Raw genomic sequence first — 24,723 nt, forward strand, 5'->3', positions numbered from 1 at the left:
GCGATGTCGGGGCTCCTCCCGGCGGCGTACCGGTCAGCCGACGCCGGGCCCCGGCTGCCGCGTACCCGCATCCGTCTCGACCGACGGGTTCTCGCCGCGTTCGGGCGGGTTGGGCACCACCCGGAGGTGGGGGCGGGCGCCGGAGGGCTCCTCCGGTGCTGCGGCGAGCAACGGGCCGTGGTCGGAGACCCCCAGTCGCCGCAGGCGGTCGGCGTCGACCAGTGCCGCGCCCGTCCGCCGCCCGCCGATCGGCCCGCCGGCCACCGCGTCGAGAAGGGCGGTGAGGTCGGAGTCCTCCGCGGAGGTGTCGATGTCCGGGTGGCGCACCAGGTCCCAACCCCGTGGGGCGGTGATGCGCAGGGCGTGCGCGGCGCACAGGTCCCAGGAGTGCGGCTCCCGGGCGGCCGACAGCGGGCCGACCACGGCCGTGGAGTCGGCGTAGACGTAGGTGAGCGTGGCGACAGCCCGATTGGGACACCCGGGGCGGCAGCAACGACGGTTCTCACTCACGAGGCCCCAGAGTAGCCGCGCCGGACCGGATGACGGGCCGCGACCCGCCGCGCCGGTACCGGCGGCCCCGGCCACCGGGGGCTATCCTCGCGCCATGACCCCGACCGCCCCCGTTCCCGGACGGCCGCCCACAGGGAACGCGATCCCCGGTGCCGGCCAGTCCGACGTGTGCGCGGGCAGTCGGATCTCGGTGCGGGACTTCCCCGGGGATCCCGGTCCCCGGGGCCCGCGTGTGGTGACCTCGCGGCGCGCCGACCGGCGCGGGCACGGCCCGCGGGGCCCGATCCTGCCCCCGGAGGTCCCCCGGTGGCGGAGCAGGGCCGCCGAGTTCGACTCCGCCGCGCTCGAGGCGTTCGCCGAGATCGACCAGCACTGGCATTCCCGCCTGGTGCACCTGGACCTCGCGGTGGACATGGTCCCCAGGATGCGGTTGAAGCCCGGTGAGTCGTGGCCGGAGGAGGTCGTGGCCGACGGACTGGTCCCGCTCGCGCGACTCGTCCCCGCCGGGGTCGACCGGTCCGGCCAGCCCACGCGGGCGCGGCTGGTGCTGTTCAGGCGGCCGCTCACCCACCGGGCGCCCGACGGGGACGATCTGCGCGACCTGGTCTACTCGGTCCTGGTGGAGCTCGTCTCGCAACACCTCGAGATCTCTCCCGACGAGGTCGAGGCGGGCCCCAACGACAACTGACCGCCCCGTGGGGCGGTCAGGCTTCGTGAAGACTCAGCTCACATGACGGCTTCGCGCTTGATCCGGCGCCGCTCGCGCTCGGACAGGCCTCCCCAGATGCCAAAGCGCTCGTCGTTGGCCAGGGCGTACTCGAGGCACTCGGCCTTGACCTCACATCCCGTGCAGATCTTCTTGGCCTCACGAGTGGATCCGCCCTTCTCGGGGAAGAACGCCTCGGGGTCGGTCTGCGCGCAGAGAGCCTGTTCCTGCCAGCTCTCCTCCTCGTCCTCCAGGAAGAGAGACGGGGCGCCGAGGTCGACCAGGGCCAGTTCTGGTCCCGCCGCGGTGCGTGACTGTCGATCCACGGTCATCCCTTCGTGTTACTTTGCTCGTCGCTCATGCGAATGCCGGGCCGGTAGTGCCGCTCCCGGTGGAATGACACACCTGTGATTACACACATGCGAGTCGCGAAGGTCAAGCGAAATCGGCGATACCTAGCATTTTCACCCCGATGGGCGGCCCGTGACACGCCGGGATCGGTGTGGCGTGGACCACGCTCCCGGGGTCCACCGGGGCCGGGCCCCGTAGCCCAACCGGGCCGGGCCCCGTAGCCCAACCGGGCCGGGCCCCGTGGCCCACCCGGACCGGCTCGCCCCCTCGTCACTACTGTGGGGCGACGTGAGGATCTGTGTATTGGCCGGCGGCGTCGGTGGCGCCCGTTTCCTGCTCGGCGCACGCCGACTGCTCGGGCTGGACCCCGCGAGCGGCGGTGTGGACGGCGCGCCGGCGGGTGCGGCATCACCGCACCACGTGGACGCGGTCGTGAACGTGGGTGACGACGCCTGGATGCACGGTGTCCGCATCTGCCCCGATCTGGACACCTGCATGTACACCCTCGGCGGGGGCATCGACCCCGAGCGCGGCTGGGGGCACGCGGGCGAGACGTGGAACTGCAAGGCGGAGCTCGCCGCGTACGGCGTCCAGCCCGACTGGTTCGGCCTCGGGGACAAGGACCTGGCCACACACCTCGTGCGCACCCAGATGCTCGGCGCCGGCTACCGCCTGACCGACGTCACCGAGGCGCTGTCCGTCCGCTGGCAACTCGGTGACTCCCACGGCGTCCGCCTGTTGCCCGTCACCGACGATCGCTGCGAGACGCACGTGGTGGTCCCCGACGACTCCGCCGACGGGTCCGGTTCGAAGGCCATCCACTTCCAGGAGTGGTGGGTCCGGCACCGGGCGCAGTTGCCGGCCTCCGGCTTCGTGCAGATCGGCGCCGAGGCCGCCCGGCCCACCGCGGAGACGCTCGAGGCCATCGCGTCGGCCGACCTCGTCGTCGTCGCCCCCTCCAACCCCGTGGTCTCCGTCGGCGCGATCCTCGCCGTCCCCGGGATCCGCGCCGCGCTGCGCAGCACGTCCGCGCCGGTCGTGGGCGTCAGCCCGATCATCGGCGGCGCGGTGCTGCGCGGCATGGCCGACGCGTGCCTCACCGCGATCGGCGTCGAGACGTCCGCCCTGGCCGTCGCCCGGCACTTCGGCGCCCGCTCCGGCACCGGCCTGCTCGACGGCTGGTTGGTCGCCCCGGGTGACGGCCCCACGGGCGGCACCACGGACGCCGGCGGGGAGGTGGCCGGGATCGCCGTCCGCGAGGCGCCGCTGCTCATGACCGACCCGGACGCCACCGCCGCCATGGTGGCCGCCGCGATCGAACTGGCCGGCCTGGAGGTCCCCGAGGTCCCCGCGCGGTCCGACCGATGACCGACGGCGCGATCCCCGAGGTCCGCCACTGGTCGGGGGAACACGCCGCCCCCGCGGACGTCCTTCTCTGGGCTCCGGACGGCCTGCCGGAGTTCCGGCCGGGCGACGACCTGGCGGGGATCCTCGCCGGCGCGCTCACCGGCGACCCGCACGGGCTGACCGACGGCGACGTGGTGGTGCTCACCTCCAAGGTGGTCTCCAAGACCGAAGGCCGGATCGTGGCCGCCCCCACCGACCCCGACGAGCGGGACGCGCTACGCCGGCGCCTGGTCGACGAGGAGTCCGTCCGGGTGGTGGCGCGCGTCAACCGCACGCTCATCACCGAGAACCGGCTCGGCATCGTCCAGGCCGCCGCCGGCATCGACGGCTCCAACGTCGACTCCGGGGAGCTCGCACTGCTGCCCGAGGACCCCGACGCCTCCGCCGTCGCGCTCGCCCGCGACCTGCGACGCCTCACCGGGGCGCGGGTGGCCGTGGTCATCACCGACACGATGGGCCGGGCCTGGCGCACCGGTCAGACCGACGCCGCGATCGGGGCGGCGGGACTGCGGGTGTCGGTCGGGTACGACGGTGCCGTCGACCGCCAGGGCAACGAGCTCTGGGTCACCGACGTCGCCGTGGCCGACGAGATCGCGGCGGGCGCCGACCTGGTCAAGGGCAAGCTAGGCGCCCGGCCGGTCGCGGTGATCCGCGGGTTGGACCACCTGCTGCTCGGAGATGACGACGACGAGAGCGGCTCCCCGCAGCGGGCCCGCGACCTGATCCGGGACAGCGCGTCGGACCTCTTCCGGCTGGGCACCGCCGAGGCGCTGGCGCAGGGGCGGCGCGCGGCCGTCCCCGGGCGTCGCTCCGTGCGGCGGTTCGCCGACGAGCCCGTCCCCGCTGAGTTGCTCGCCGAGGCCGTGGCCGACGCGCTCACCGCGCCCGCGCCGCACCACAGCACCCCGATACGCTTCGTCCGCGTCTCCGGGGACGCGCGCACCCGGCTCCTGGACGCGCTGCGCGCGGACTGGGAGGCGGACCTGCGGGCCGACGGGCACTCCGGCGACGTCCTGGACCGGCGGATGGCCCGCGGCGATCTGCTGCGCACCTCCCCCGAACTGGTCCTGCCGTTCGTCGACGACTCCGCGGGGGCGCACGACTACCCGGACCCGCGCCGCAGCGCCTGCGAGGAGGCCATGTTCACCGTCGCCGGTGGCGCCGCTGTGCAGTCGTTGCTGGTGGCCCTGGCCGCGCGGGGTCTGGGCTCGTGCTGGGTGGGTTCGACGATCTTCGCCGCCGAGACCACCCGGCGGGTGTTGGGCCTGCCGGGGTCGTGGCGGCCGCTGGGGTCCGTGGCCATCGGCGTCCCGGCCGATCCGGTCCCCGAGCGGGAGCCCCGGCCGGCCGGGGACGCCTACCTGTCGGTGGAGTAGGCGCCTACATGTGCGCGGTCAGCGCCTACATGTCGGTGGAGTAGCGGATCCCGCCGTCCGGGATCACCACGCCGGGCCACACCCGGGCGCCGCGCAGCAGCTCACAGCGGGCGCCCACGTCGGCGCCGTCGCCGATCACGCCGTCGCGGATCAGCGCGCGGTGCCCGATGCGCGCCCCCGCGCCGATGATCGAGCGCTCGACTGTCGCGCCGGCCTCGATGCGGGCGCCGTCGAAGACCACGGCCCCGTCCAGGCGCGCCCCGGCCCCGATCTCGGCGCCGCGGCCGACCACCGTGCCGCCGACGAGGACGGCGCCGGCTCCGACGCCCGCCCCCTCGTGGACGAGCGCCTCACCCACGTGGCCACCGAGTGCCGGTGAGGGCGCGATGCCCCGGACCAGGTCCGAGGACCCGCGGACGAAGTCCTCGGGGGTGCCCATGTCGCGCCAGTACGCCGCGTCGACGAAGCCGTACACCCGCTTGCCCTCGGAGAGCAGGTGGGGGAAGGTCTCGCGCTCGACGGAGACCGGGACGCCCGCGGGGATCTGCTCGATGAGCTCCCGTCGGAAGACGTAGCAGCCGGCGTTGATCTGGTCGGTCGGCGGGTCCTGGGTCTTCTCCAGGAACTCCAGGACGCGCCCGTCGGTGTCCGTGGTCACGCACCCGAACGCGCGGGGGTCCGAGACCCGGACCAGGTGCATGGTGAGGTCGGCGTTCTTGGCGTGGTGCAGGTCGAGGATCTGCGTCAGATCCGTCCCGCCCAACACGTCACCGTTGAACACCATGATCGTCGAGGCGGTGAGGTGGTCCAGGACGTTGCGGATGCCGCCGCCGGTGCCCAGGGGCTCGCTCTCCACCACGTAGGAGAGCTCCAGGTCCAGGTCCGAGCCGTCCCCGAAGTACTCCTCGAACACCTCGGCCTTGAATGAGGTCCCCAGCACGACGCGACGGATGCCGGCCGCGCGGATCCGGGAGAGCAGGTGGGTGAGGAAGGGCAGGCCCGCGGTGGGCAGCATCGGCTTGGGTGCCGAGATGGTCAGCGGCCGCAGGCGGGTCCCCTTGCCGCCTACCAGGACCACCGCCTCGGTGTCCGGGATCAGGTCGCCCCGCCCGGCGTTCTCGGAGGTAGTCGACGTCAATTCAAAGCTCCCGCTGTCTGGGGCCCCGGGGTTCGCGCGGTCGCGCGGGCCCCGTGAGGCCGGTTGTCTTCTCTGGTCGGCGCTCAGCTTGTCTGTCGCTCAGCGCGGTCGTCGTCCGGTCTGGTCGTCGTCCGGCGGTCGTCGTCCGGTCTGGTCATCGTCCGGTCTGGTCCCGGCTCAGCGCAGGGCGCGCCGAGCGGATCGGATCGCGAGACGACATCGCAGCGCCAGGCCCGCTCTGAGCACCCAGCGTATCGGCGCCTGCCAGGCGTGCGGATGCCTGTCGGCCTGGAAGAGGTACGCGCTGCGGTGGTGCGCCCGGAGGGTGAACTCCGGCACGGTCCTGGCCGCGTGGCCCTGGTCGTGGTGGATGACCGACGACGGCACGTAGACGTTCTGCCAGCCGGCGCGACCGAGGCGGTCGCCCAGGTCGACGTCCTCGAGGTACATGAAGTAGCGCTCGTCGAATCCGCCGAGGGCGTCGAACGCCTCCCGCCGCAGGAGCAGACACGACCCGGACAGCCACCCCGCCGTGCGCTCGGTGTCCATGTCCGCGTCGTCGAGGTAACGGGCGGTCCAGGGGTTGCCGGGCCACACCGGGCCCAGGACGGCGTGGCCGATGCCGGCGCCGAGCCGCGGGACCGCGCGGGCGGAGGGGTACGCCGATCCGTCGGTCTCGGCGATGCGCGGCCCCACCGCGCCCGCCCGGGGCCACCGCCGGGCGGCGGCGAGGAGGGCGTCCACCGATCCGGGCTCGAAGCGCACGTCGGGGTTGACCACCAGGACGAACTCCTGGTCGAACTCCTCCGGGCGCCCGGCGATCTCCGTCACCGCCCGGTTGATCGCCGTGCCGTACCCCAGGTTCCCGCCGGTCGGGAAGAACTCGGCGAAGTCGTGGGCGGCAGCCACCGCCTCGGGCGCGCCGTCCACCGAACCGTTGTCCGCCATCACCAGACCGACCGGTCGCGTCGTGGCCCCGGGCAGGGTCTCGACGAAGCGGTTGAGGTGGTCGCCGGGAGAATAGGTCACCGTCACGACGGGTAGTCGGGTCGTCACGCCAGACACACTACGACGCGCGCTGCCGATTCCGACGCCCGGCGCGCGGCGCGGTACCGTGGGATCGTTATCAGCGGCCCAAGTGGCTCGCGAGCCGCGCCGGCGGCGCCATCCGCGGATCTGTCCCACCCGTTCCAGGGCTCGGCCTGATCGCCTCGATTCAACGACAAGGACGGTGGATGACCGCCGAGCAGCCCGCGACGCCTCGTCGCGCCCCGACCCGCGGCCGGCGCCACGCGACCCCCGCCCGCCCCTTGGCGTCCCGGATCGGCCGCGTCGTGGCCGCCCTCGTCTCCGTGCTGTGCCTCCTCGTCACGGGCGTCGGGTGGTCGCTGTTCAACAACCTCAACTCGGATATGTCCTCGGCGGGAGGCCTCGACGTGGGCGACGGCGGCCTCGACGGCGCCGTCGACATCCTGCTGGTGGGCACCGACAACCGCACCGACGCCCAGGGCAACCCCCTGAGCCAGGAAGAGCTGGCCACCATCCGGACCGGCGAGGAGGACGGCGAGAACACCGACACGATCCTGCTCATCCGGATCCCCGAGGACGGCAGCTCCGCCACCGCGATCTCGATCCCGCGCGATGTGTACGTGGAGACCCGGAGCGTCGGCGGGAGCAAGATCAACGGGGTGTACTCGGCCAACAAGGAGGCCTTCCTCCAGGACGCCGTCGACGCCAGCCCGGACGGTTCACTCACCCAGGACGACCAACGCGACGCGGTCCAGGCCGGCCGCAACGGTCTCATCAACGCCATCCGCGACCTCACCGGCGTGGAGGTCGACCACTATGCCGAGATCGGCCTCCTGGGGTTCGTCCTGCTCACCGACGCGGTCGGCGGCGTCGAGGTGTGTCTGAACGCCGACGTCGACGAACCGCTGTCGGGCGCGAACTTCCGCGCCGGTGTCCAGACCGTCTCCGGGTCCGACGCGCTCAGCTTCGTCCGCCAGCGCCACGACCTCCCGGCGGGCGACCTGGACCGGATCGTCCGCCAGCAGGTGTTCATGTCCCAGCTGGTCAAGAAGACGCTCTCGGCCGGCACACTCTCCGACCCCTCCAAACTGAGCGCGCTCGCCGACGCCGCCAAGCGCTCGTTCGTCATCGACGAGAACTGGGACTTCGTGGATTTCGCCATGAAACTCCAGGACATCAGCGGCGGAAACGTGCGCTTCGAGACGATCCCCGTGACGAGCATCGACTCCGTCACCGAGTGGGGTGAGTCCATCGTCACGGTGGACCCCGCCCAGGTCGCCGAGTTCGTCGGGAGCTTTGCCAGCTCCGAGGAGGAGTCCACGGAGGTCTCCGAATCCGCCACGGCGGCGCCCGGGGCCGACCCCGCCGCGATCACGGTGTCGGTGGTCAACACCACCGCGATCGACGGCCTCGCGGCCCAGGTCTCCGGTGCCCTCACCGAGCTCGGGTACGGCACCGGCGACCTGCTCTCGGATCCCGCCGCGGCCTACACCTCGCACGTCGCCGCGGGCTCCGCAGACGACGCCGCGGCCTTTGCCGTCTCCGACGCGCTCGGCGGACTGCCCGTCCAGGTGGACCCCGCGGTCCCCGCCGGCTCTGTCCGCGTGGTGCTCGCGGAGGACTACAGCGGACCCACCGGCGAGTCCGCGGGGGTCGAGTCCGCGTTCCCCGCCACGACCACCTACGCTCCCCTGCCGCCGTCCATCGCGCAGCGGCCGACCTTCGACGCGGGCGGCTCCAGCGCCCCCTGCGTGAACTAGCCCCCGCGTGAACTAGCCCCGCGTCAACAGACCCCGCGTCACCTGAACACCGACCAGAGGAACACCCCCGTGAAGACCGCCGCAGACATCGTGCTCCAGCCGCTCCTCGCCGCGGACCCGGGAGCGCCGATGGTCACCCACTACGACCTCGAGACCCCGTCGCGCATCGAGCTGTCGGCGACCTCGACCGCGAACTGGGCGGCCAAGATCGCCGGGCTGCTGCGGGACGAGCTGGGCGTCGCCCCGGGCGACGTGGTGGTGTGCGATCTCCCGGCCCACTGGCTCACCGCCGGAGTGCTGCTGGGCGCCTGGTGGGCCGGCGCCGAGATCAGCACCCGCCCGGCCGACGACGCCGTCGCCGTCATCACCGTCCCCGATCGTCTCGACCTCCATCCCACCGACGTCGAGACCCTCCTCATGACCACCGACCCGATGGGCCGGCCGCTGTCCTCTGTGGGTGTCGAGGTGCCGCCCGGGGTCACCGACCTCGCCGAGGCCTGCCGCATCCACCCGGACGCCTTCGTGCCCTCGGGCGGGAGTGCGCTCGCGCTCGACGGCGTGGCCGTGGACCTGCTGGCGGACCCGGCACTGTCCGGTCGGGCGCTCATCGCGGGCCGCGAGCGCGACGATGTGGTGACCGTCCTCGCCCGGGTGTTCGCCTCGGGCGGTTCGGCGGTCCTGGTCACCGGCGCGGACGCCGACGCGCCCGGAGTCGCCGACGTGGCGTCCACCGAGCGCACCACTCTCACCCTCTAGTCGCACTACACCGACGAGAGCCGCCACCCCGTGGAGGAGTAGCGGCTCTCGTGCGCCGATCCGGGGACGCGGACGCCCCCGGGTGATCAGGCCAGGACCTGGCGGGCCATCACCATGCGGTTGATCTGGTTGGTGCCCTCGTAGATCTGGGTGATCTTGGCGTCGCGCATCATGCGCTCGACCGGGAAGTCACGGGTGTAACCGGCGCCGCCGAAGAGCTGTACGGCGTTGGTGGTGACCTCCATCGCGACGTCCGAGGCGAAGGTCTTGGAGGCGGCCGCCATGAAGCCCAGCTTCTCGCCGCCCGGGGCGGATCCGCGCTCGGCGTTGGCGGCGGCGGTGTAGACCATGAGCCGCGAGGCCTGGACCTTCATCGCCATGTCCGCCAGCATGAACTGCGTGTTCTGGAAGTCCGAGATCGCCTTGCCGAACTGCCTACGCTCCTTGGTGTAGGCGATCGCCGCGTCGAGTGCGCCCTGGGCGATGCCCACGGCCTGCGCGCCGATGGTCGGGCGCGTGTGATCCAGGGTCTGCAGCGCGGTCTTGAAGCCCGTGCCCGGCTCACCGATGATCCGGTCGCCCGGGATGCGGACGTTCTCGAAGTACAGCTCGGCGGTGGGCGAACCCTTGATACCGAGCTTCTTCTCGGTCTTGGAGACGCCGAAGCCCTCGTCGTCGGCGTGGACCATGAACGCCGAGATACCGCCGGCGCCCTTGTCCGGGTCGGTCACGGCCATGACCGTGTACCAGGTGGACTTGCCGCCGTTCGTGATCCATGCCTTGCTGCCGTTGAGGATCCAGTCGTCGCCGTCCTGGCGGGCGCGCGTGCGCATGGCCCCGGCGTCCGAACCGGCCTCACGCTCGGACAGGGCGTAGGAGGCCATCTTGCCCTCGGCGATCTCCGGCAGGACCTTCTTCTTGAGGTCCTCGCTGCCGGCCAGGATCAGCCCCATCGTGCCGAGCTTGTTCACGGCCGGGATGAGGGAGGACGACGCGCAGACCCGCGCGACCTCCTCGATGACGATGCAGGCCGCCACCGAGTCCGCGCCCTGGCCGCCGTACTCGTCCGGGACGTGGACGGCGTTGAAGCCCGAGGCGTTGAGCGCGTCGAGCGCCTCCTGCGGGAACCGCTCCCGCTCGTCGACGTCCGCCGCGTGGGGCTCGATCTCCTTCTCGGAGAGGGCGCGGATCGCGGCCCGGAGCTCTTCGTGCTCCTCCGCCGGGCGGTACAGGTCGAAATCGGGGTTACCGGACATGTGCGGGCCTCCAAGGGGTCGTCGTCGGTGCTGATCGCGCGGCGGGCACCGGACCGGGTCCTCCCGGCGATGCCCTCTGCGCGCGTCGGGCCGTCATGATCGCCGCGGGTTCCGACGGACCGTGCCCGGTCACCCAATTTACCAGCAGATATCCGACCGAGGAGCCCGGGGGCGAGCACCCCCGGGCCCCGGGCGGTCAGCCGAGGAGGCTCTCCCGCAGTGCCGCGTCCTTGCGTTCGACCATCGCGGCGAGGTCGGCCTGGAAGCTCTCCATCCGGGCCAGGAGGGCGGGGTCGGAGGCGGCGAGGATCCGGACCGCCAGCAGCCCCGCGTTGCGGGCGCCGCCGATCGACACGGTGGCCACGGGGACCCCGGCCGGCATCTGCACGATCGACAGCAGCGAGTCCATGCCGTCGAGGTACTTCAGGGGCACCGGCACGCCGATGACCGGCAGCGCAGTGGCCGAGGCGACCATCCCGGGCAGGTGCGCGGCACCACCGGCGCCGGCGATCACCACCCTGATCCCCCGGCCCGCGGCCGAGTTCGCGTAGTCGAGCATCTTCTGCGGTGTCCGGTGTGCGGAGACCACCCCCACCTCGAAGGGGATATCGAACTCCGCGAGCGCCTCGGCGGCCGCCTCCATCGTCGGCCAGTCGGAGTCGCTGCCCATGATCAGACCGACCTGCGGCCCGCCCTGTCGCTCGGTCATCGTCAAGCCTCTCGTCGTCCTGTTTCGGTCAGCGGTCGAAGTCCCCGACCGGCGCCCCCGAGTGGGGGTCCCAGCCGTCAGCCCACTCCCCGTGGGAGAGCCAGTGGGCGGCGTGCTCGGCCACCGCGCGGACGGCCGCCACCTGGTCGGCGTCCTCCGGGTCGACGCCCGGATCGGCGAGGACGTTGACGTGTCCGACCTTGCGTCCCGGGCGCTCCGACTTGCCGTAGAGGTGGACCTTGGCGTGTGGGAAGCGGGCCGCGAGGTGGTGCACCCGCTCGTCCATGCTCATCTCCGGGGCCTGCGGGGCGCCCAGCACGTTGGCCATCACGGTCACGGGCGCGGTCGGCACGGTCGAACCCAGCGGGTAGTCCAGGACGGCCCGGAGGTGCTGCTCGAACTGGCTGGTGGTGGCGCCGTCCATGGTCCAGTGGCCGGAGTTGTGGGGTCGCATGGCCAGCTCGTTGATCAGCACACCCGGCCGGCCGTCGGAGCCGATCACCTCGAAGAGCTCCACGGCCATCACCCCGGTCACGTCGAGGTGTTCGGCCAACCGGAGGGCCGTGGCCTGGACGGCGGAGCGCAGGTCGTCGTCGAGCCCCGTGGCGGGGGCCACCACGACGGCGCAGATGCCGTCGCGCTGGACGGTCTCCACGACCGGCCACACCGCGCCCTGCCCGAACGGCGAGCGGGCGACCATCGCGGACAGCTCGCGGGTCCAGGGCACGCGGGCCTCGGCCATCATCGGCACCCCGGCCTCGAGCTGCTCGCCGGCGATCCGCTCGGCCTCCGCCAGCGAGTCCGGCATCCACACGCCGCGGCCGTCGTAGCCCCCGCGCGCGGCCTTGAGGACGATCCGTCCCTCCTGCTCGGCGTGGAAGCGACGGACGTCGTCGAGGGTGTCGACCGCGGTGAACGGCGGGACGGGTGCGCCGATCTCGGCGAGCGCGCGGCGCATGACCAGCTTGTCCTGGGCGTGGATGAGCGCCGAGGCGCGCGGCCGCACCGCGACGCCGGCGGACTCGAGCTCCAGGAGGATCTCCGGCGGGACGTGCTCGTGGTCGAACGTCATCACGTCGGCGCCGGCGGCGGCGCGGCGCACCGCGTCCGGGTCGTCGTGGGCGCCGATCACCACGTCGGGCGTGACCTGCGCGGCCGGGTCCTGCGGGTCGGCGGCGAGCACGCGGAGCGTCTGGCCGAGGGCCACGGCGGCCTGGTGGGTCATGCGGGCGAGCTGTCCGCCCCCGATCATCGCCACGACGGGGGTGCCGAGCGGATTGCGGCGGATGCGCGAGTCGTCGTTCACGTCGCCCATGTTCTCACGTGAGCCGGGGTCGTCACCGTCGCCCCGGGAGCCCCCAGCGGAACCTGGGCCCCGCGGCGAGCGGAGCGGGCGGCGGCGGAGGGGGTAGCCGGAGCAGCTCCTCGTAGACCGCGGCGTGCACCCGCGCCACGTCGGGCACGTGGTCGATCTCCACCGGGGGCAGGTGGCCGCACTCGAGGATGAGACACCCGGTGCCCAGCGCGCGGTCCGCGAGGGTGTGCCGGAACCGGACGGCGCTGACCCGGCGCAGTGGCACGTCAACACACCTCCTGGAGGACCCGGCCGGCCGGTACAGCACGCGCTCGTCGGTCACCACGAGGTCCGTCCGCGCCCACCGGACCGCGGGCCACAGCCCGAACCGCAGGACCAGCAGGAGGTAGAGCCCCGCCACCATCGCCCAGGTCGCGCTGCGGTCTCCGGGGTGCACGACCTGCACCTCGATGAACCCGCCCGCTATCCCCGCGAGTCCCGCACCGACCACCGTGACCAGCGCGGGCCGCACGAGTCCCCGCCAGTGCGGGTGGGAGTGGACGATCATCGACTCCCCCGGCGTGAGGACGGAACGGACGAACCCCACGGGTCAGCCGCCCCACCGGTCGCCGGCGGGACGGATGTGGGTGATGTCCCCGGCGGTCACGGGCAACTCACCGTCCGGGGTGACGACGACGAGGCGACCGGATCTGTCCACCCGTTCCGCACGCCCGGTTCGCACGACGTCGCCCGGGAGTTCCACGGAGACCTCGGCGCCGAGGGTGGAGCAGCCCCGCGAGTATTCCTCCAGGAGCTCGTCCGAGATCGAGGAGCCGCTCCCGCGTTCGCACGCGCGCCACTGCGCATGTCTGGCGGCCAACGCCTCGAGTACCGCCCGCGCGACGGCGTCCCGGTCGGTCACACCGCCGAGGAGGGCGAGCGAGGTCGCGTGGGGAACGGGGAGCTGGGCCCGGGTCAGGCTCACATTGATCCCCACTCCCACCACGAGCGCCGGCAGCCGGACCCCGAAGTCCCCGCCGGCGGGGACACTGGTCATCTCCGCGAGGATCCCCGAGATCTTGCGACCGTCGACCAGGACGTCGTTGGGCCACTTGAGCGTGGCGTCCACGCCGCCCGCGGCCACCAGACCGTCCCGGACGGCGAGCCCGGTGACCAGCGGCAACCACCCGAACAGCGTGGGAGAGACCGCGCCGGGGCGGAGCAGGACACTGAGCGCGACCTGGGTCCGCGGTGGCGCCGTCCAGCTGCGCCCGAGCCGGCCGCGACCGGAGGCCTGGAACTCCGCCAGGAGCACACTCCGGTCGGCGGCCCCGAGTCCCGCCCGCTTGATCTGCTCGGCGTTGGTGGATCCGATCTCATCGACCACCTCGAGCGATGTGTACGGCGCGTGAGGTCCCTCGACGAGCGCATGACGGAGCGCTGCGGCGTCCAGGGGAGGTGGCGAATCGGTTCCGGGATCTACGTGCACGAGGTCCAGACTAGGTCGCCGCCCCGACTCCGGGCGGGGTCGGTGTCGGGGGAATCCGCCGGGTCACGTCGCCACGGACCCTCCGGACTCGATAGAGTCCTACAACATGACGACTGCCTCAGAACCGGACGTGAGCGACGACGTCCAGACGGATGCCGCGACCCCCGACATCCACACGACCGCCGGGAAACTGTCCGAGCTGCGTCGGCGCCTCGACGAGGCCCGCGCCCCGATGGGGCAGGCCGCGATCGACAGGACCCACGACAAGGGCCTCATGACGGCCCGCGAGCGGATCGAGAACCTGCTCGATCCGGGCTCGTTCGTCGAGATCGACGCCCTGGCCCGCCACCGCGCCACCGACTTCGGTCTGGCCGAGCGCCGGCCGCTCGGCGACGGTGTCATCACCGGCTACGGCACCATCGACAGCCGCAGCGTCTGCATCTTCTCCCAGGACGCCACCGTCTTCGGCGGCTCGCTCGGCGAGGTCTACGGCGAGAAGATCGTCAAGGTCATGGACCTGGCCCTCAAGACCGGCCGCCCGATGATCGGCATCAACCACGGTGCCGGCGCCCGCATCCAGGAGGGCGTGGTGTCGCTGGGTCTCTACGGCGAGATCTTCCACCGCAACGTCCTGGCCTCCGGTGTCATCCCGCAGATCTCGCTGATCATGGGCCCGTCCGCCGGCGGCCACGTCTACTCCCCCGCGCTCACCGACTTCACCGTGATGGTCGACAAGACCTCGCAGATGTTCGTCACGGGCCCGGACGTCATCAAGACGGTCACCGGCGAGGAGGTCAGCCAGGAGGAACTGGGCGGCGCCACCACGCACATGACCAAGTCGGGAGTCTCCCACTACACGGCCAGCGACGAGCAGGACGCCCTGGACTACGTCAAGGACCTGCTGTCCTACCTGCCCAGCAACAACCGGGCCGAGGCCCCCCGCCAGCCGTTCCCCGTGGCCGAGGGCGCGATCGAGGACAACCTCACCCTCGAGGACCAGGAACTGGACACGATCATCCCGGACTCCTCCAACAGCCCGTACGACATGCACGAGGTCATCTCCCGCATCGTCGACGACGGCGAGTTCCTCGAGACCCAGGCGCAGTACGCCATGAACGTGATCGTCGGTTACGGCCGGGTCGAGGGCCGCAGCGTCGGCGTGGTGGCCAACCAGCCCACCCAGTTCGCCGGCTGCCTGGACATCAAGGCCGCAGAGAAGGCCGCGCGGTTCGTCCGCACCTGCGACGCGTTCAACATCCCGATCCTCACCCTGGTCGACGTCCCGGGCTTCCTGCCGGGCACCGGACAGGAGTTCGACGGGATCATCCGCCGCGGCGCCAAGCTCCTGTACGCCTACGGTGAGGCCACCGTCGGCAAGGTCACCGTGATCACCCGCAAGGCCTACGGCGGCGCGTACGACGTCATGGGCTCCAAGCACATGGGTGCGGACATCAACCTGGCCTGGCCGACCGCCGAGATCGCCGTGATGGGCGCCTCCGGCGCCGTCGGGTTCGTCTACCGCAACGAGCTCAAGGCAGCCACCGCGAACGGCGAGGACGTCGACGCGGTGCGGCTGAAGCTGCAGGCCGAGTACGAGGACACCCTCGTCAACCCGTACGTCGCCGCGGAGCGCGGGTACGTCGACGCGGTCATCCCGCCGTCGCACACCCGACTGCAGGTGGCGCAGGCGCTGCGGCTGCTCGACCGCAAGGTCGTCGAGGTGCCGGCCAAGAAGCACGGGAACATCCCGCTGTGACCGCCGCCGAGCAGCAGTCCGGCACGGTGGGGAGCACGGGCACCGGCGAGAACACGGACACGAGCGGCAAGCCGACCGCGCCGTTCTTCCAGATCCTGCGCGGCAACCCCTCGCCGGTCGAGGTGGGGATCCTGTCCGCGGTCCTGGCGACCGCACAGGGCAACTCGGTGCACTCCGGCGAGTTCCCCACCGGGATCAAGGACGACTGGGGCTCGTACGAGGACCGTCTGCGTCCGGCGTTCGGTTACAACCCGAGTTCGTTCCTCAACCGCCGCCAGTACTGAGACCTCGCGCGGCGTGGCTGCCTCCGACCGCAGCCGCCGCCGTTTCCCAGCCGCCCCCGTCCTTGCACTCTCGCCCGCACCGAAGCGCGGGCCGGATCGCAAGGCCAGGGGCGGCTGTGGTGCGTTCGCGGGTCGGTACGCTGGGAGTTCAGCCAGCTCCGGGAGGAACCGCATGACCGCTCAGCCCACCACCCCGGAGGACGGCTCGGACGCGGCGGTCCGCGCCGACCGCGACCACGGCAGCCGCGCCGGGACCGCCGAGGGGACCGCCACCCACCTGACCGGCATCATCGGGCGCAGCGAACCGTTTCCCTCCCGACCCCGGGCGTCTGTCGTCCACAGCGACGAGACCACCAAGATCGTGGCGTTCGAGTTCGACGAGGGACACGAACTGGGCGACCACGCCGCCCACCACCCGGTGCTGATCCAGCTCCTGCGCGGCCGGGTCGAGTTCGGCCTACCGGACCGCACCGTGGACCTGCGCCCCGGCGAGATCCTGCACCTCACCGCTCAGCTGCGGCACTCGGTGCGCGCGCTCGAGCCCACCACGCTCACCATCACGATGCTGCTGCCGCAGGGCTGACGCCATGACTACGCTGAGCCCATGATCGCGTTGGTGCTCGCCTCGGCCTCCCCCTCCCGTCTCCGCATCCTCGAGCAGGCCGGGGTGGACCCGCTCATCCGGCACCCACAGGTCGACGAGGACGCTCTGCAGGCCTCGCTCCCGGAGGGGACACCGCACGTGCGGGTGGTCGAGGAGCTGGCACGCGCGAAGGCGGAGGACGTCCTCGAGCGTGAGGGCCCGTCGCTCGCGGCCGAGGCCCGCGCCGCCGGAGCCGACACGTTGATCGTGGTGGGTTGCGATTCGATGCTCCTGGTCGACGGCCGGCTCGAGGGCAAGCCGCACACGTACGAGCGGGCCATGGCGCGGTGGAAGAAGATGCGCGGGCGCCACGGGGTCCTGCTGACCGGCCACGCGGTGATCGTCGCCGACCTCACGGGTGACGCCCCCCTCGTCGTCACGACCACCGCAACGGACACCTCCGACACCACCGTGCACTTCGGTGCCCCCTCGGACGCCGACCTGGACGTCTACCTCCGCACCGGCGAACCACTGGAGTGCGCGGGTGCCTTCACCATCGAGTCCCTCGGTGGGTGGTTCATCGACCGTATCGACGGCGACCCGTCGAGCGTCATCGGGCTCAGTCTGCCGCTGCTCCGACGGCTCCTCGAGGCGGCCGGATTCCACGCGCACCACGTGTGGCGTCCGGAGCTCCGGGTCTGACCTGCAGGTCAGGGCACTTCCGAGGCGTTCCGGCCGCCCCCGCAGGGTGCCCCGTGGACCCCGAACCCACACATGAGGTGCGCCTCTCATTAGACTGCTAGAAATATCGGTGCCCCTACCGGGCGCACCGTTCGTAAGAGACGTCCATCACCAGGAGGCCCTGAGTGCCCAGTCATGCCAGCTCTCACATCACCAAGGTCCTCGTCGCCAACCGCGGCGAGATCGCCGTTCGTGTGATCCGCGCGGCGAAGGACGCCGGCCTGGCCAGCGTGGCCGTTTACGCCGAGCCCGACGCCGACGCCCTGTTCGTCAAGCTGGCCGACGAGGCCTTTGCACTCGGGGGCCAGACCTCCGCGGAGTCCTACCTGGTCTTCGACAAGATCCTCGACGCCGCCGCCAAGTCCGGCGCCGACGCCATCCACCCCGGATACGGCTTCCTCTCCGAGAACGCCGAATTCGCGCAGGCCGTCATCGACGCCGGGCTGATCTGGATCGGTCCGCCGCCGAGCGCGATCCGCGACCTGGGCGACAAGGTCGTCGCCCGCCACATCGCCGAGCGCGCCAACGCACCGATGGCCGCCGGTACCAAGGACCCGGTCAAGGACGCGAGCGAGGTCGTCAAGTTCGCCGAGCAGTACGGCCTGCCCATCGCCATCAAGGCCGCCTTCGGCGGTGGTGGCCGCGGCATGAAGGTCGCCCACAAGATGGAAGAGGTCGCCGAGCTCTTCGACTCGGCCACCCGTGAGGCCGTGTCCGCGTTCGGCCGCGGCGAGTGCTTTGTCGAGCAGTACCTGGACAAGGCCCGCCACGTCGAGGCGCAGGTCCTCGCCGACCAGCACGGCAACGTCGTGGTGGCCGGTACCCGCGACTGCACCCTGCAGCGCCGCTTCCAGAAGCTCGTGGAGGAGGCCCCGGCGCCGTTCCTCACCGACGAGCAGCGGGGGCGCATCCACGACTCGGCCAAGGCCATCTGCAGGGAGGCCGGCTACTACGGCGCCGGCACCGTCGAGTACATGGTCCAGGGCGACACGATCTCCTTCCTCGAGGTCAACACCCGCCTCCAGGTGGAGCACCCGATCACCGAGGAGACCGCGGGCATCGACCTCGTGCTGCAGCAGTTCAAGATCGCCGAGGGCGAGGTGCTCGAGTTCACCGAGGACCCGACCCCGCGCGGCCACGCGTTCGAGTTCCGCATCAACGGCGAGGACGCCGGCCGCGGCTTCCTGCCCGCCCCCGGCACCATCACCGCCTACCGGGAGCCCAGTGGCCCGGGCGTGCGCGTGGACTCGGGCGTCGAGCAGGGTGACACCATCGGCGGCCAGTTCGACTCCATGCTCAGCAAGCTGATCGTCTGGGGCGAGGACCGCGACCAGGCGCTCGCCCGCTCGGCGCGCGCGCTCGCCGAGTTCAAGATCGAGGGCATGGCCACCGTCCTGCCGTTCCACGCCCACGTGGTGACCAACCCCGCGTTCGTCGGCGACGGCAAGAGCTTCGACGTCTACACCAAGTGGATCGAAGAGGAGTGGGAGAACCCGATCGAGCCGTGGACCGCCACCGGCGCCCCGGCCGACGACGACGAGCCCGTCGAGCGCAAGAAGGTCGTCGTCGAGGTGGACGGCCGTCGCGTCGAGGTCTCCCTGCCCGGCGACCTCGCCTTCGGCGGCTCCCACAACGGCGGCACGGTCCGCCGTAAGGCCAAGTCCCGCACCCGAGGCGGGGCCGCCGGTGCGGCCGCCTCCGGCGACGCCGTGTCGGCGCCCATGCAGGGCACCGTCGTCAAGGTGGCCGTCGAGGAGGGCCAGGAGGTCGCCACGGGCGACCTGATCGCCGTCCTCGAGGCCATGAAGATGGAGAACCCGGTCACCGCGCACAAGGACGGCGTCATCACCGACCTGTCCGTCGACGCCGGTGCCGCCGTCACCCAGGGCGCGGTGCTCTGCGAGATCAAGTGATCCGCTGACGGCGCCGACCAGCCGGTCGGCGTCGTCCCGCTCCCCCGGAATCCGCTACCCCGTCTCGGGGTGGCGGATTCTCGCGTCTGCGTCTGCGTCCGCGTCAGGTCCGGACGGCCGGGGGGTCGACGACGGGCTCCGCAGCAGCGGGGTCGACGGCCGCGTCCAGGAGGAACTCCCGGACCTCGGGCACACGGCGCAGGAACCGGTCGGCCTCGTCGTCGGACTCCGTCACCTGGCTGGCCTGCTCGGCGGCGACCCGCTGCTCGAACGCCGCCACCTCCCGTTCCACGCGGCCCGGGTCCCAGTCCAGCACCTCGGCCATGAGGTCGGCGACCTCGCGGGCGCACTCCACCCCGCCGTGCTGGTACTCCATGGAGATCCGGGTCCGGCGCACCAGAACGTCCTCGAGGTGCAGCGCGGCCTCCGCGAGGGCGGCGTAGACGATCTCGACGCGCAGGTAGCGCTCGGCGCCGCCGAGGGTCTCGAGCAGGTCGGGCCGACCCGCGGACAGGTCCAACACGTCCTCCAGGAGCGAGCCGTAGCGGCCGAGCAGGTGCTGGACCTGCTCCTCGCGGATCTCGAAGTGGTCGGCGATCCGGTCGGCGCGGTTGACCAGGGCCGGGTACCCGTCGGCGCCGAGGAGCGGGATCCGGTCGGTGGTGGAGGCCGGCACCGTCGATGCGCGCTCCCCCAGTTCGGCGACCGCCGCGTCGACCGCATCGGCCGCCATCACCCGGTAGGTCGTGTACTTGCCGCCGGCCACCACGACCGCCCCGGGGGCCACGGTCATCACCGCGTGTTCCCGCGACAGCTTGGCCGTGGAGTCGGCTCCGCCCGAGAGCAACGGGCGCAGCCCCGCGTACACCCCGCGGATGTCGTCCCGGCCGATCGGGTCCGTCAGCACGGAGTTGATGTGCCGGAGGATGTAGTCGATGTCCGCGCCCGTCGCCGCCGGGTGGGCCAGATCGAGCTGCCAGTCGGTGTCGGTGGTGCCGATGATCCAGTACTCGCCCCAGGGGATCACGAAGAGCACGGACTTCTCGGTACGCAGGATGAGCGCGGCCTCCGAGTCGACCTTGTCGCGGTCCACCACGATGTGGACGCCCTTGGACGCGCGGACGGTGAACCCGCCCTTCTCGCCCAGCATCTCCTGCAGGTGGTCGGTCCACACCCCGGCCGCGTTGAGCACGACCCCGGCCCGCACGTCGGTCTCGAGACCGGTCTCGGCGTCGCGGACCCGCACCCCCGTCACCCGTTCGCCCTCCCGCAGGTAGCCGATCACCTGGGTCGAGTTGGCCACCACGGCACCGTGCTGGGCGGCCGTGCGGGCGAGAGTGAGGGTGTGGCGCGCGTCGTCGACCAGCGTGTCCCAGTACCGGATGCCGCCCACCACCGCGTCCTCGCGCAACCCCGGCGCCAGCCGACGCGCGCCGGCTCGGCTGTAGTGCTTCTGCGGCGGGACGCTCTTGGCGCCGCCCATCACGTCGTAGAGGACGAACCCCGCGGCCATGTAGGGCCGTTCCCAGAAACGCCGCGTGAGCGGGAAGAGGAATTTGAGCGGTGTGACCAGGTGCGGGGCGAGCCGCGTCATGCTCAGTTCGCGCTCGTGGAGGGCCTCGGCGACGAGCCCGAAGTCGAGCTGCTCCAGGTAGCGCAGCCCGCCGTGGAACATCTTGGAGCTGCGCGACGAGGTCCCGGCGGCGAAATCCCGGGCCTCGACCACCGCGACGCTCAGCCCACGGGTGGCCGCGTCCACCGCGCTGCCCGTGCCCACCACACCGCCCCCGACGATCACGACGTCGAAGGACTCCTCAGTCAGTCGGCGCCACGCCTCCACCCTGTGTTCGGGGCCGAGTACGGACCGGGATCTGATCGTGGGCACTGCGCTCCCTCCGCGGCCGGTCATGGGGTTCCGGCCGGTCGCGCCCGACTCTACGCGCGGCCGGACGTAGGCTCGGACTGTGACACGAAACACCTACATTCTCGCGATCGACCAGGGGACCACGTCCTCCCGGGCCATCCTCTTCGACGACCGGGGCCTCCCCGTCCCCGCCGCGACAGCGCAGGTCGAGCACCGACAGATCCTGCCGCGGGCCGGATGGGTGGAGCACGATCCCCTGGAGATCTGGGAGAACGTGCGGACCGCGATGGCCCAGGTGGCCGGTCGCGTGGACCTCGAACCCGGCTCGGTGACGGCGATCGGCATCACCAACCAACGGGAGACCGTGGTGGTGTGGGAGAAGGAGACGGGTCGGCCGGTTTACAACGCGATCGTCTGGCAGGACACCCGGACCTCGGGGATCTGCGCGCGGCTGGCGGACGGGCACCCGGACGGCGACAACCGGTTCCGCGACGTCACCGGCCTGCCCCTGTCCACGTACTTCGCCGGGCCCAAGATCCGATGGATCCTCGACCACCTCGACGCGGAGGGTGAGCGCGGCACCGAGCGGGCCGAGACCGGGGAACTCCTGGCCGGGACCATCGACTCGTGGCTGGTGTGGAATCTGACCGGCGGGAGCCGGGGTGGGGGCCGGTCAGGGTCCGATGGCGAGCCCGCCCTGCACGTCACCGACGTCACCAACGCTTCCAGGACCATGCTGATGGACCTGAAGACCCTCCAGTGGAGCGACGACCTCTGCCGCGAATTCGGGGTCCCGCGGGCGATGTTGCCCGAGATCGTCCCGTCATCCGGGGTGGTGGGGCATGTCGCCGTGCGGCGGATGTTCGGCGGCACCCCTATCGCGGGGATCCTCGGCGATCAGCAGGCGGCCATGTTCGGCCAGACCTGCTTCGACCCCGGCGACGCCAAGAACACCTACGGCACGGGGGCGTTCCTGCTCCTCAACACCGGCACCACCCCGCAGTTCAGTGAGAACGGGCTGCTCACCACCGTCTGCTATCAACTGGGCGACGCGGACCCCGTGTACGCCCTGGAGGGCTCGGTGGCCGTCGCCGGGTCGCTGGTGCAGTGGCTGCGCGACAACCTCGGGGTGATCTCGAGCGCCGACGAGACCGAGGAGTTGGCGAACTCGGTGGAGGACAACGGCGACTGCTACCTCGTCCCGGCGTTCTCCGGCCTGCTGGCACCGCGGTGGCGCCCGGACGCACGCGGCGTGATGGTGGGCCTGACCCGGTTCCACACGCGGGCCCACCTCGCGCGTGCGGCGCTCGAGGCCACGGCGTTCCAGACCCGGGAGGTGACCGACGCGATGGCCGCCGACTCGGGCGAGGCCGCCGAGGCCCTGCGAGTCGACGGCGGGATGGTGGTCAACGAATACCTGATGCAGTTCCAGGCCGACATCCTCGGCATCGACGTGGTGCGACCCGAGGTCACCGAGACCACCGCACTTGGCGCCGCGTTCGCCGCCGGACTCGCGGTGGGCCAGTGGGACTCCCCCGACCGGCTCCGCGAGTTGTGGCGCGAGGACCGCCGCTGGGAGCCCCGCATGTCTGAGGAGGAGCGCGCGCGCCTGTGGGGCCGCTGGAACGACGCCGTCGAGCGGACGCTGGGCTGGGCCGCCACCGAGGGCTGACGGGCGGCGTCAGTCCAGGCGTGCGTCAGTCCAGGTCGTCGTGCCGCATGAGCTGGCGGGCGGCCTCGGTGACCGACCCGCTCAACGACGGGTAGACGGAGAACGATCCGGCGAGGTCAGCCACGGTGAGCTGGTTGGACACGGCCACCGACACCGGCAGGATGAGCTCGGAGGCGGTCGGGGCCACGATCACCCCGCCGATCACCACGCCCGAGGCCGGGCGACAGAACAGCTTGACGAAGCCGCGGCGCAGGCTGCGCATCTTGGCGCGCGGGTTACCGGCGAGCGGCATCACCTCCACGCGGGCGGGCACCTCGCCGCTCTCGATCTGCGCGTGGGAGATGCCGACGGTCGCGATCTCGGGGCGGGTGAACACCGACGAGGCCACCGTCCTGAGCTTGATGGGGCTGACCCCCTCGCCGAGCGCGTGGTACATCGCGATCCGGCCCTGCATGGCCGCCACGGAGGCCAGCGGGAACAGGTCGGTGCAGTCGCCGCCCGCATAGATCCCGGCGGCGGCGGTCCGGGAGACGCGGTCGACCTTGATGTGGCCGCTGCGCTGCAACTCGATGCCGGCGCTCTCCAGACCGAGGCCCTCGGTGTTGGGCACGGAGCCGACGCAGATCAGGGCGTGGGACCCCTTGACCGTGCGGCCGTCCCCGAGTCGGACGATGATGCCGTCCTCGAAGTGCTCGACAGCGTCCGCGCGGGCGTGCTTGACCAGCGAGACACCCCGCTCGCTGAGCGCCTCCTCCAGCACCAGGGCGGCGTCGGCGTCCTCGTGCGGCAGCACGCGGTCGCGGCTGGAGACCATGGTGACCTTGACGCCCATCTCCGTGAAGGCGGAGACGAACTCGGCACCGGTGACACCCGACCCGATGACCACCAGGTGGGTGGGCAGCTCGGTGAGGTCGTAGAGCTGGCGCCAGTTGAGGATCCGCTCGCCGTCCGGCTCCGCCCCCCGCAGCACCCGGGGCCTGGACCCGGTGGCCACCAGCACGACGTCGGCGTCGAAGAGCTTCTCCTGGCCGTTGTCAAAGGTCACGGCCACCTGGTGCGAGGCCATCCCCGGCTGCGAGTCGTGTAGGCGGGCCCGACCGGACAGCAGTCGCACACCCTCGCGCTGGAGCTGCGAGCGGATGTCGGCGGACTGGGCCCGGGCCAGGGACTTGACGCGACCGTTGACCTGACCCAGCCGATAGGCGGTGGGGTCGAAGTGCGCCTCGACGCCCATCTCCTCCGCGCGGCGCATGTCGGTGCGCACGCCGGTGGTGGCGATGAACGTCTTGGACGGCACGCAGTCGGTCAGGACACAGTTGCCGCCGATGCCGTCCGAGTCCACGATCGTGACGTCCGCACCGTACTGCGCAGCCACCAGCGCGGCCTCGTAGCCGGCGGGTCCGCCGCCGATGATGATGATGCGTTGGGTCACAGGTGGTCCTCCACGGCTCACGGGTCACGGCCGGGCGCCGCACCCCACTTGTGGTGGAGTGCGTCGCATCCGCCGTACACGGTAGTCGAACGAGCCGCGCCCGGTTGGAGCGAGCGGGGGCCACACCCGGCGGAGGGACTACTGTGGTCGGCGTGCCTCTCTACGCCGCGTACGGGACCAACATGCATCCCGAACAGATGGACATCCGCGCGCCGCACTCTCCGTTCGCCGGAACCGGCTGGCTGGAGGGCTGGCGCCTGACCTTCGCCGGAGACGACCCCACCTGGGAGGGCGCCGTGGCCACCCTGGTCGAGGACCCCGATTCGCGGGTGTTCATGGTGCTCTACGACGTCCCCGACGAGGACGCCCGCGCCCTCGACCGCTGGGAAGGCACCGACCGCATCCCGGCCCGCAAGATCCGGGTCCGGGTGCAGCGGCGCCCGACCGTGCCCCCCGGCCCCCCGGTCGGCGCCCAGGAGTCCGAGTTCTCCGTCGCCCCGTCCGCCCCCACCGCGGACGACGACACCGTGCTGGTCTGGCTGTATGTCATGGACGCCTTCGAGGGCGGCCTGCCGTCGGCGCGCTATCTCGGTCTGCTGGCCGATGCCGCCGAGTGCGCGGGCGCCCCGGACCCGTACGTGCGGGAGCTGCGCACCCGGGAGTCCCGCAACGTGGGCCCGGGCGCCTAGAACACCGT

At 72.0% G+C, this 24,723-nt stretch carries 23 protein-coding genes; 12 read left to right on the forward strand and 11 right to left on the reverse strand.

Annotated features, from left to right (window positions below; translation table 11 throughout):
* Positions 1-33: 33 nt before the first annotated feature.
* Positions 34-510, reverse strand: a complete 477-nt coding sequence (locus R4P08_RS06510) for a DUF3499 domain-containing protein (protein ID WP_317812962.1) — start codon at positions 508-510, stop codon at positions 34-36.
* Positions 511-745: 235 nt separating this feature from the next.
* Between R4P08_RS06510 and R4P08_RS06515 the strand changes: the two genes are divergently transcribed.
* On the forward strand, positions 746-1,198 hold the full coding sequence (locus tag R4P08_RS06515; protein ID WP_317813127.1) for a metallopeptidase family protein: 453 nt from the start codon (positions 746-748) through the stop codon (positions 1,196-1,198).
* Positions 1,199-1,236: 38 nt separating this feature from the next.
* Here the strand turns inward: R4P08_RS06515 and R4P08_RS06520 are convergent, their stop codons facing one another.
* Complete coding sequence (locus R4P08_RS06520) at positions 1,237-1,548, reverse strand: WhiB family transcriptional regulator (protein ID WP_317812963.1); 312 nt, start codon at positions 1,546-1,548, stop codon at positions 1,237-1,239.
* A gap of 307 nt (positions 1,549-1,855) precedes the next feature.
* Here R4P08_RS06520 and cofD point away from each other — a divergent pair, with 307 nt between their 5' ends.
* Both cofD and R4P08_RS06530 read left to right on the forward strand, forming a co-directional pair.
* Positions 1,856-2,935: a 2-phospho-L-lactate transferase gene (gene cofD, locus R4P08_RS06525; protein ID WP_317812964.1), complete on the forward strand. Its 1,080-nt coding sequence runs from the start codon at positions 1,856-1,858 to the stop codon at positions 2,933-2,935.
* Positions 2,932-4,350, forward strand: coding sequence for a coenzyme F420-0:L-glutamate ligase (locus R4P08_RS06530; RefSeq protein ID WP_317812965.1), 1,419 nt, complete (start codon positions 2,932-2,934; stop codon positions 4,348-4,350). The genes cofD and R4P08_RS06530 overlap by 4 nt, the downstream gene beginning before the upstream one ends.
* 25 nt (positions 4,351-4,375) lie before the next feature.
* Here R4P08_RS06530 and R4P08_RS06535 read toward each other — a convergent pair whose 3' ends face one another.
* On the reverse strand, positions 4,376-5,488 hold the full coding sequence (locus tag R4P08_RS06535; RefSeq protein WP_317812966.1) for an NDP-sugar synthase: 1,113 nt from the start codon (positions 5,486-5,488) through the stop codon (positions 4,376-4,378).
* Positions 5,489-5,665: 177 nt separating this feature from the next.
* On the reverse strand, positions 5,666-6,544 hold the full coding sequence (locus R4P08_RS06540) for a glycosyltransferase family 2 protein (protein ID WP_317812967.1): 879 nt from the start codon (positions 6,542-6,544) through the stop codon (positions 5,666-5,668).
* Between the two features lie 179 nt (positions 6,545-6,723).
* On the opposite strand from R4P08_RS06540, the gene R4P08_RS06545 reads away from it, so the two are divergent.
* Entirely contained in the window at positions 6,724-8,277 is a 1,554-nt protein-coding gene (locus tag R4P08_RS06545; protein ID WP_317812968.1) for an LCP family protein, read from the forward strand.
* A 69-nt stretch (positions 8,278-8,346) separates the two neighbouring features.
* Positions 8,347-9,033, forward strand: coding sequence for a TIGR03089 family protein (locus tag R4P08_RS06550; RefSeq protein ID WP_317812969.1), 687 nt, complete (start codon positions 8,347-8,349; stop codon positions 9,031-9,033).
* An 86-nt stretch (positions 9,034-9,119) separates the two neighbouring features.
* Here the strand turns inward: R4P08_RS06550 and R4P08_RS06555 are convergent, their stop codons facing one another.
* The 5 genes from R4P08_RS06555 to R4P08_RS06575 form a co-directional block, all read right to left on the reverse strand.
* Positions 9,120-10,289: an acyl-CoA dehydrogenase family protein gene (locus tag R4P08_RS06555; protein WP_317812970.1), complete on the reverse strand. Its 1,170-nt coding sequence runs from the start codon at positions 10,287-10,289 to the stop codon at positions 9,120-9,122.
* Positions 10,290-10,485: 196 nt separating this feature from the next.
* Entirely contained in the window at positions 10,486-10,998 is a 513-nt protein-coding gene (gene purE / locus R4P08_RS06560) for a 5-(carboxyamino)imidazole ribonucleotide mutase (protein WP_317812971.1), read from the reverse strand.
* A 28-nt stretch (positions 10,999-11,026) separates the two neighbouring features.
* Positions 11,027-12,313: a 5-(carboxyamino)imidazole ribonucleotide synthase gene (locus R4P08_RS06565; RefSeq protein WP_317812972.1), complete on the reverse strand. Its 1,287-nt coding sequence runs from the start codon at positions 12,311-12,313 to the stop codon at positions 11,027-11,029.
* A 22-nt stretch (positions 12,314-12,335) separates the two neighbouring features.
* Complete coding sequence (locus R4P08_RS06570; protein WP_317812973.1) at positions 12,336-12,899, reverse strand: PH domain-containing protein; 564 nt, start codon at positions 12,897-12,899, stop codon at positions 12,336-12,338.
* 3 nt (positions 12,900-12,902) lie between these two features.
* On the reverse strand, positions 12,903-13,781 hold the full coding sequence (locus R4P08_RS06575; RefSeq protein WP_317812974.1) for a biotin--[acetyl-CoA-carboxylase] ligase: 879 nt from the start codon (positions 13,779-13,781) through the stop codon (positions 12,903-12,905).
* A gap of 106 nt (positions 13,782-13,887) precedes the next feature.
* Here R4P08_RS06575 and R4P08_RS06580 point away from each other — a divergent pair, with 106 nt between their 5' ends.
* The 5 genes from R4P08_RS06580 to R4P08_RS06600 all read left to right on the forward strand — a co-directional run bounded on the left by R4P08_RS06580 (position 13,888) and on the right by R4P08_RS06600 (position 19,058).
* Positions 13,888-15,537 carry an acyl-CoA carboxylase subunit beta gene (locus R4P08_RS06580; protein WP_317812975.1) on the forward strand — a complete coding sequence of 550 codons (1,650 nt, stop codon included), beginning with the start codon at positions 13,888-13,890 and terminating at the stop codon, positions 15,535-15,537.
* A complete protein-coding gene (locus R4P08_RS06585; RefSeq protein ID WP_317812976.1) occupies positions 15,534-15,821 on the forward strand; it encodes an acyl-CoA carboxylase subunit epsilon in 288 nt (95 codons plus the stop codon). The genes R4P08_RS06580 and R4P08_RS06585 overlap by 4 nt, the downstream gene beginning before the upstream one ends.
* Positions 15,822-15,993: 172 nt before the next feature.
* Positions 15,994-16,404 (forward strand): cupin domain-containing protein, encoded by a 411-nt coding sequence (locus R4P08_RS06590; protein ID WP_317812977.1) that lies wholly within the window; start codon positions 15,994-15,996, stop codon positions 16,402-16,404.
* A 21-nt stretch (positions 16,405-16,425) separates the two neighbouring features.
* Positions 16,426-17,106, forward strand: coding sequence for a Maf family protein (locus tag R4P08_RS06595; RefSeq protein ID WP_317812978.1), 681 nt, complete (start codon positions 16,426-16,428; stop codon positions 17,104-17,106).
* 164 nt (positions 17,107-17,270) lie between these two features.
* Entirely contained in the window at positions 17,271-19,058 is a 1,788-nt protein-coding gene (locus tag R4P08_RS06600) for an acetyl/propionyl/methylcrotonyl-CoA carboxylase subunit alpha (RefSeq protein WP_317812979.1), read from the forward strand.
* A gap of 103 nt (positions 19,059-19,161) precedes the next feature.
* On the opposite strand, the gene R4P08_RS06605 is transcribed toward R4P08_RS06600, so the two are convergent.
* Complete coding sequence (locus R4P08_RS06605) at positions 19,162-20,967, reverse strand: glycerol-3-phosphate dehydrogenase/oxidase (protein ID WP_317812980.1); 1,806 nt, start codon at positions 20,965-20,967, stop codon at positions 19,162-19,164.
* A gap of 55 nt (positions 20,968-21,022) precedes the next feature.
* Here R4P08_RS06605 and glpK point away from each other — a divergent pair, with 55 nt between their 5' ends.
* A complete protein-coding gene (gene glpK, locus R4P08_RS06610; RefSeq protein WP_317812981.1) occupies positions 21,023-22,594 on the forward strand; it encodes a glycerol kinase GlpK in 1,572 nt (523 codons plus the stop codon).
* Between the two features lie 25 nt (positions 22,595-22,619).
* Here glpK and R4P08_RS06615 read toward each other — a convergent pair whose 3' ends face one another.
* Complete coding sequence (locus tag R4P08_RS06615; RefSeq protein ID WP_317812983.1) at positions 22,620-24,026, reverse strand: NAD(P)H-quinone dehydrogenase; 1,407 nt, start codon at positions 24,024-24,026, stop codon at positions 22,620-22,622.
* Positions 24,027-24,178: 152 nt separating this feature from the next.
* On the opposite strand from R4P08_RS06615, the gene R4P08_RS06620 reads away from it, so the two are divergent.
* Entirely contained in the window at positions 24,179-24,715 is a 537-nt protein-coding gene (locus R4P08_RS06620; protein ID WP_317812984.1) for a gamma-glutamylcyclotransferase family protein, read from the forward strand.
* The last annotated feature ends 8 nt before the right edge of the window (positions 24,716-24,723 follow it).

The organism is Rhodococcus sp. IEGM 1408, from assembly GCF_033142235.1.
Taxonomy (GTDB): domain Bacteria; phylum Actinomycetota; class Actinomycetes; order Mycobacteriales; family Mycobacteriaceae; genus Dietzia.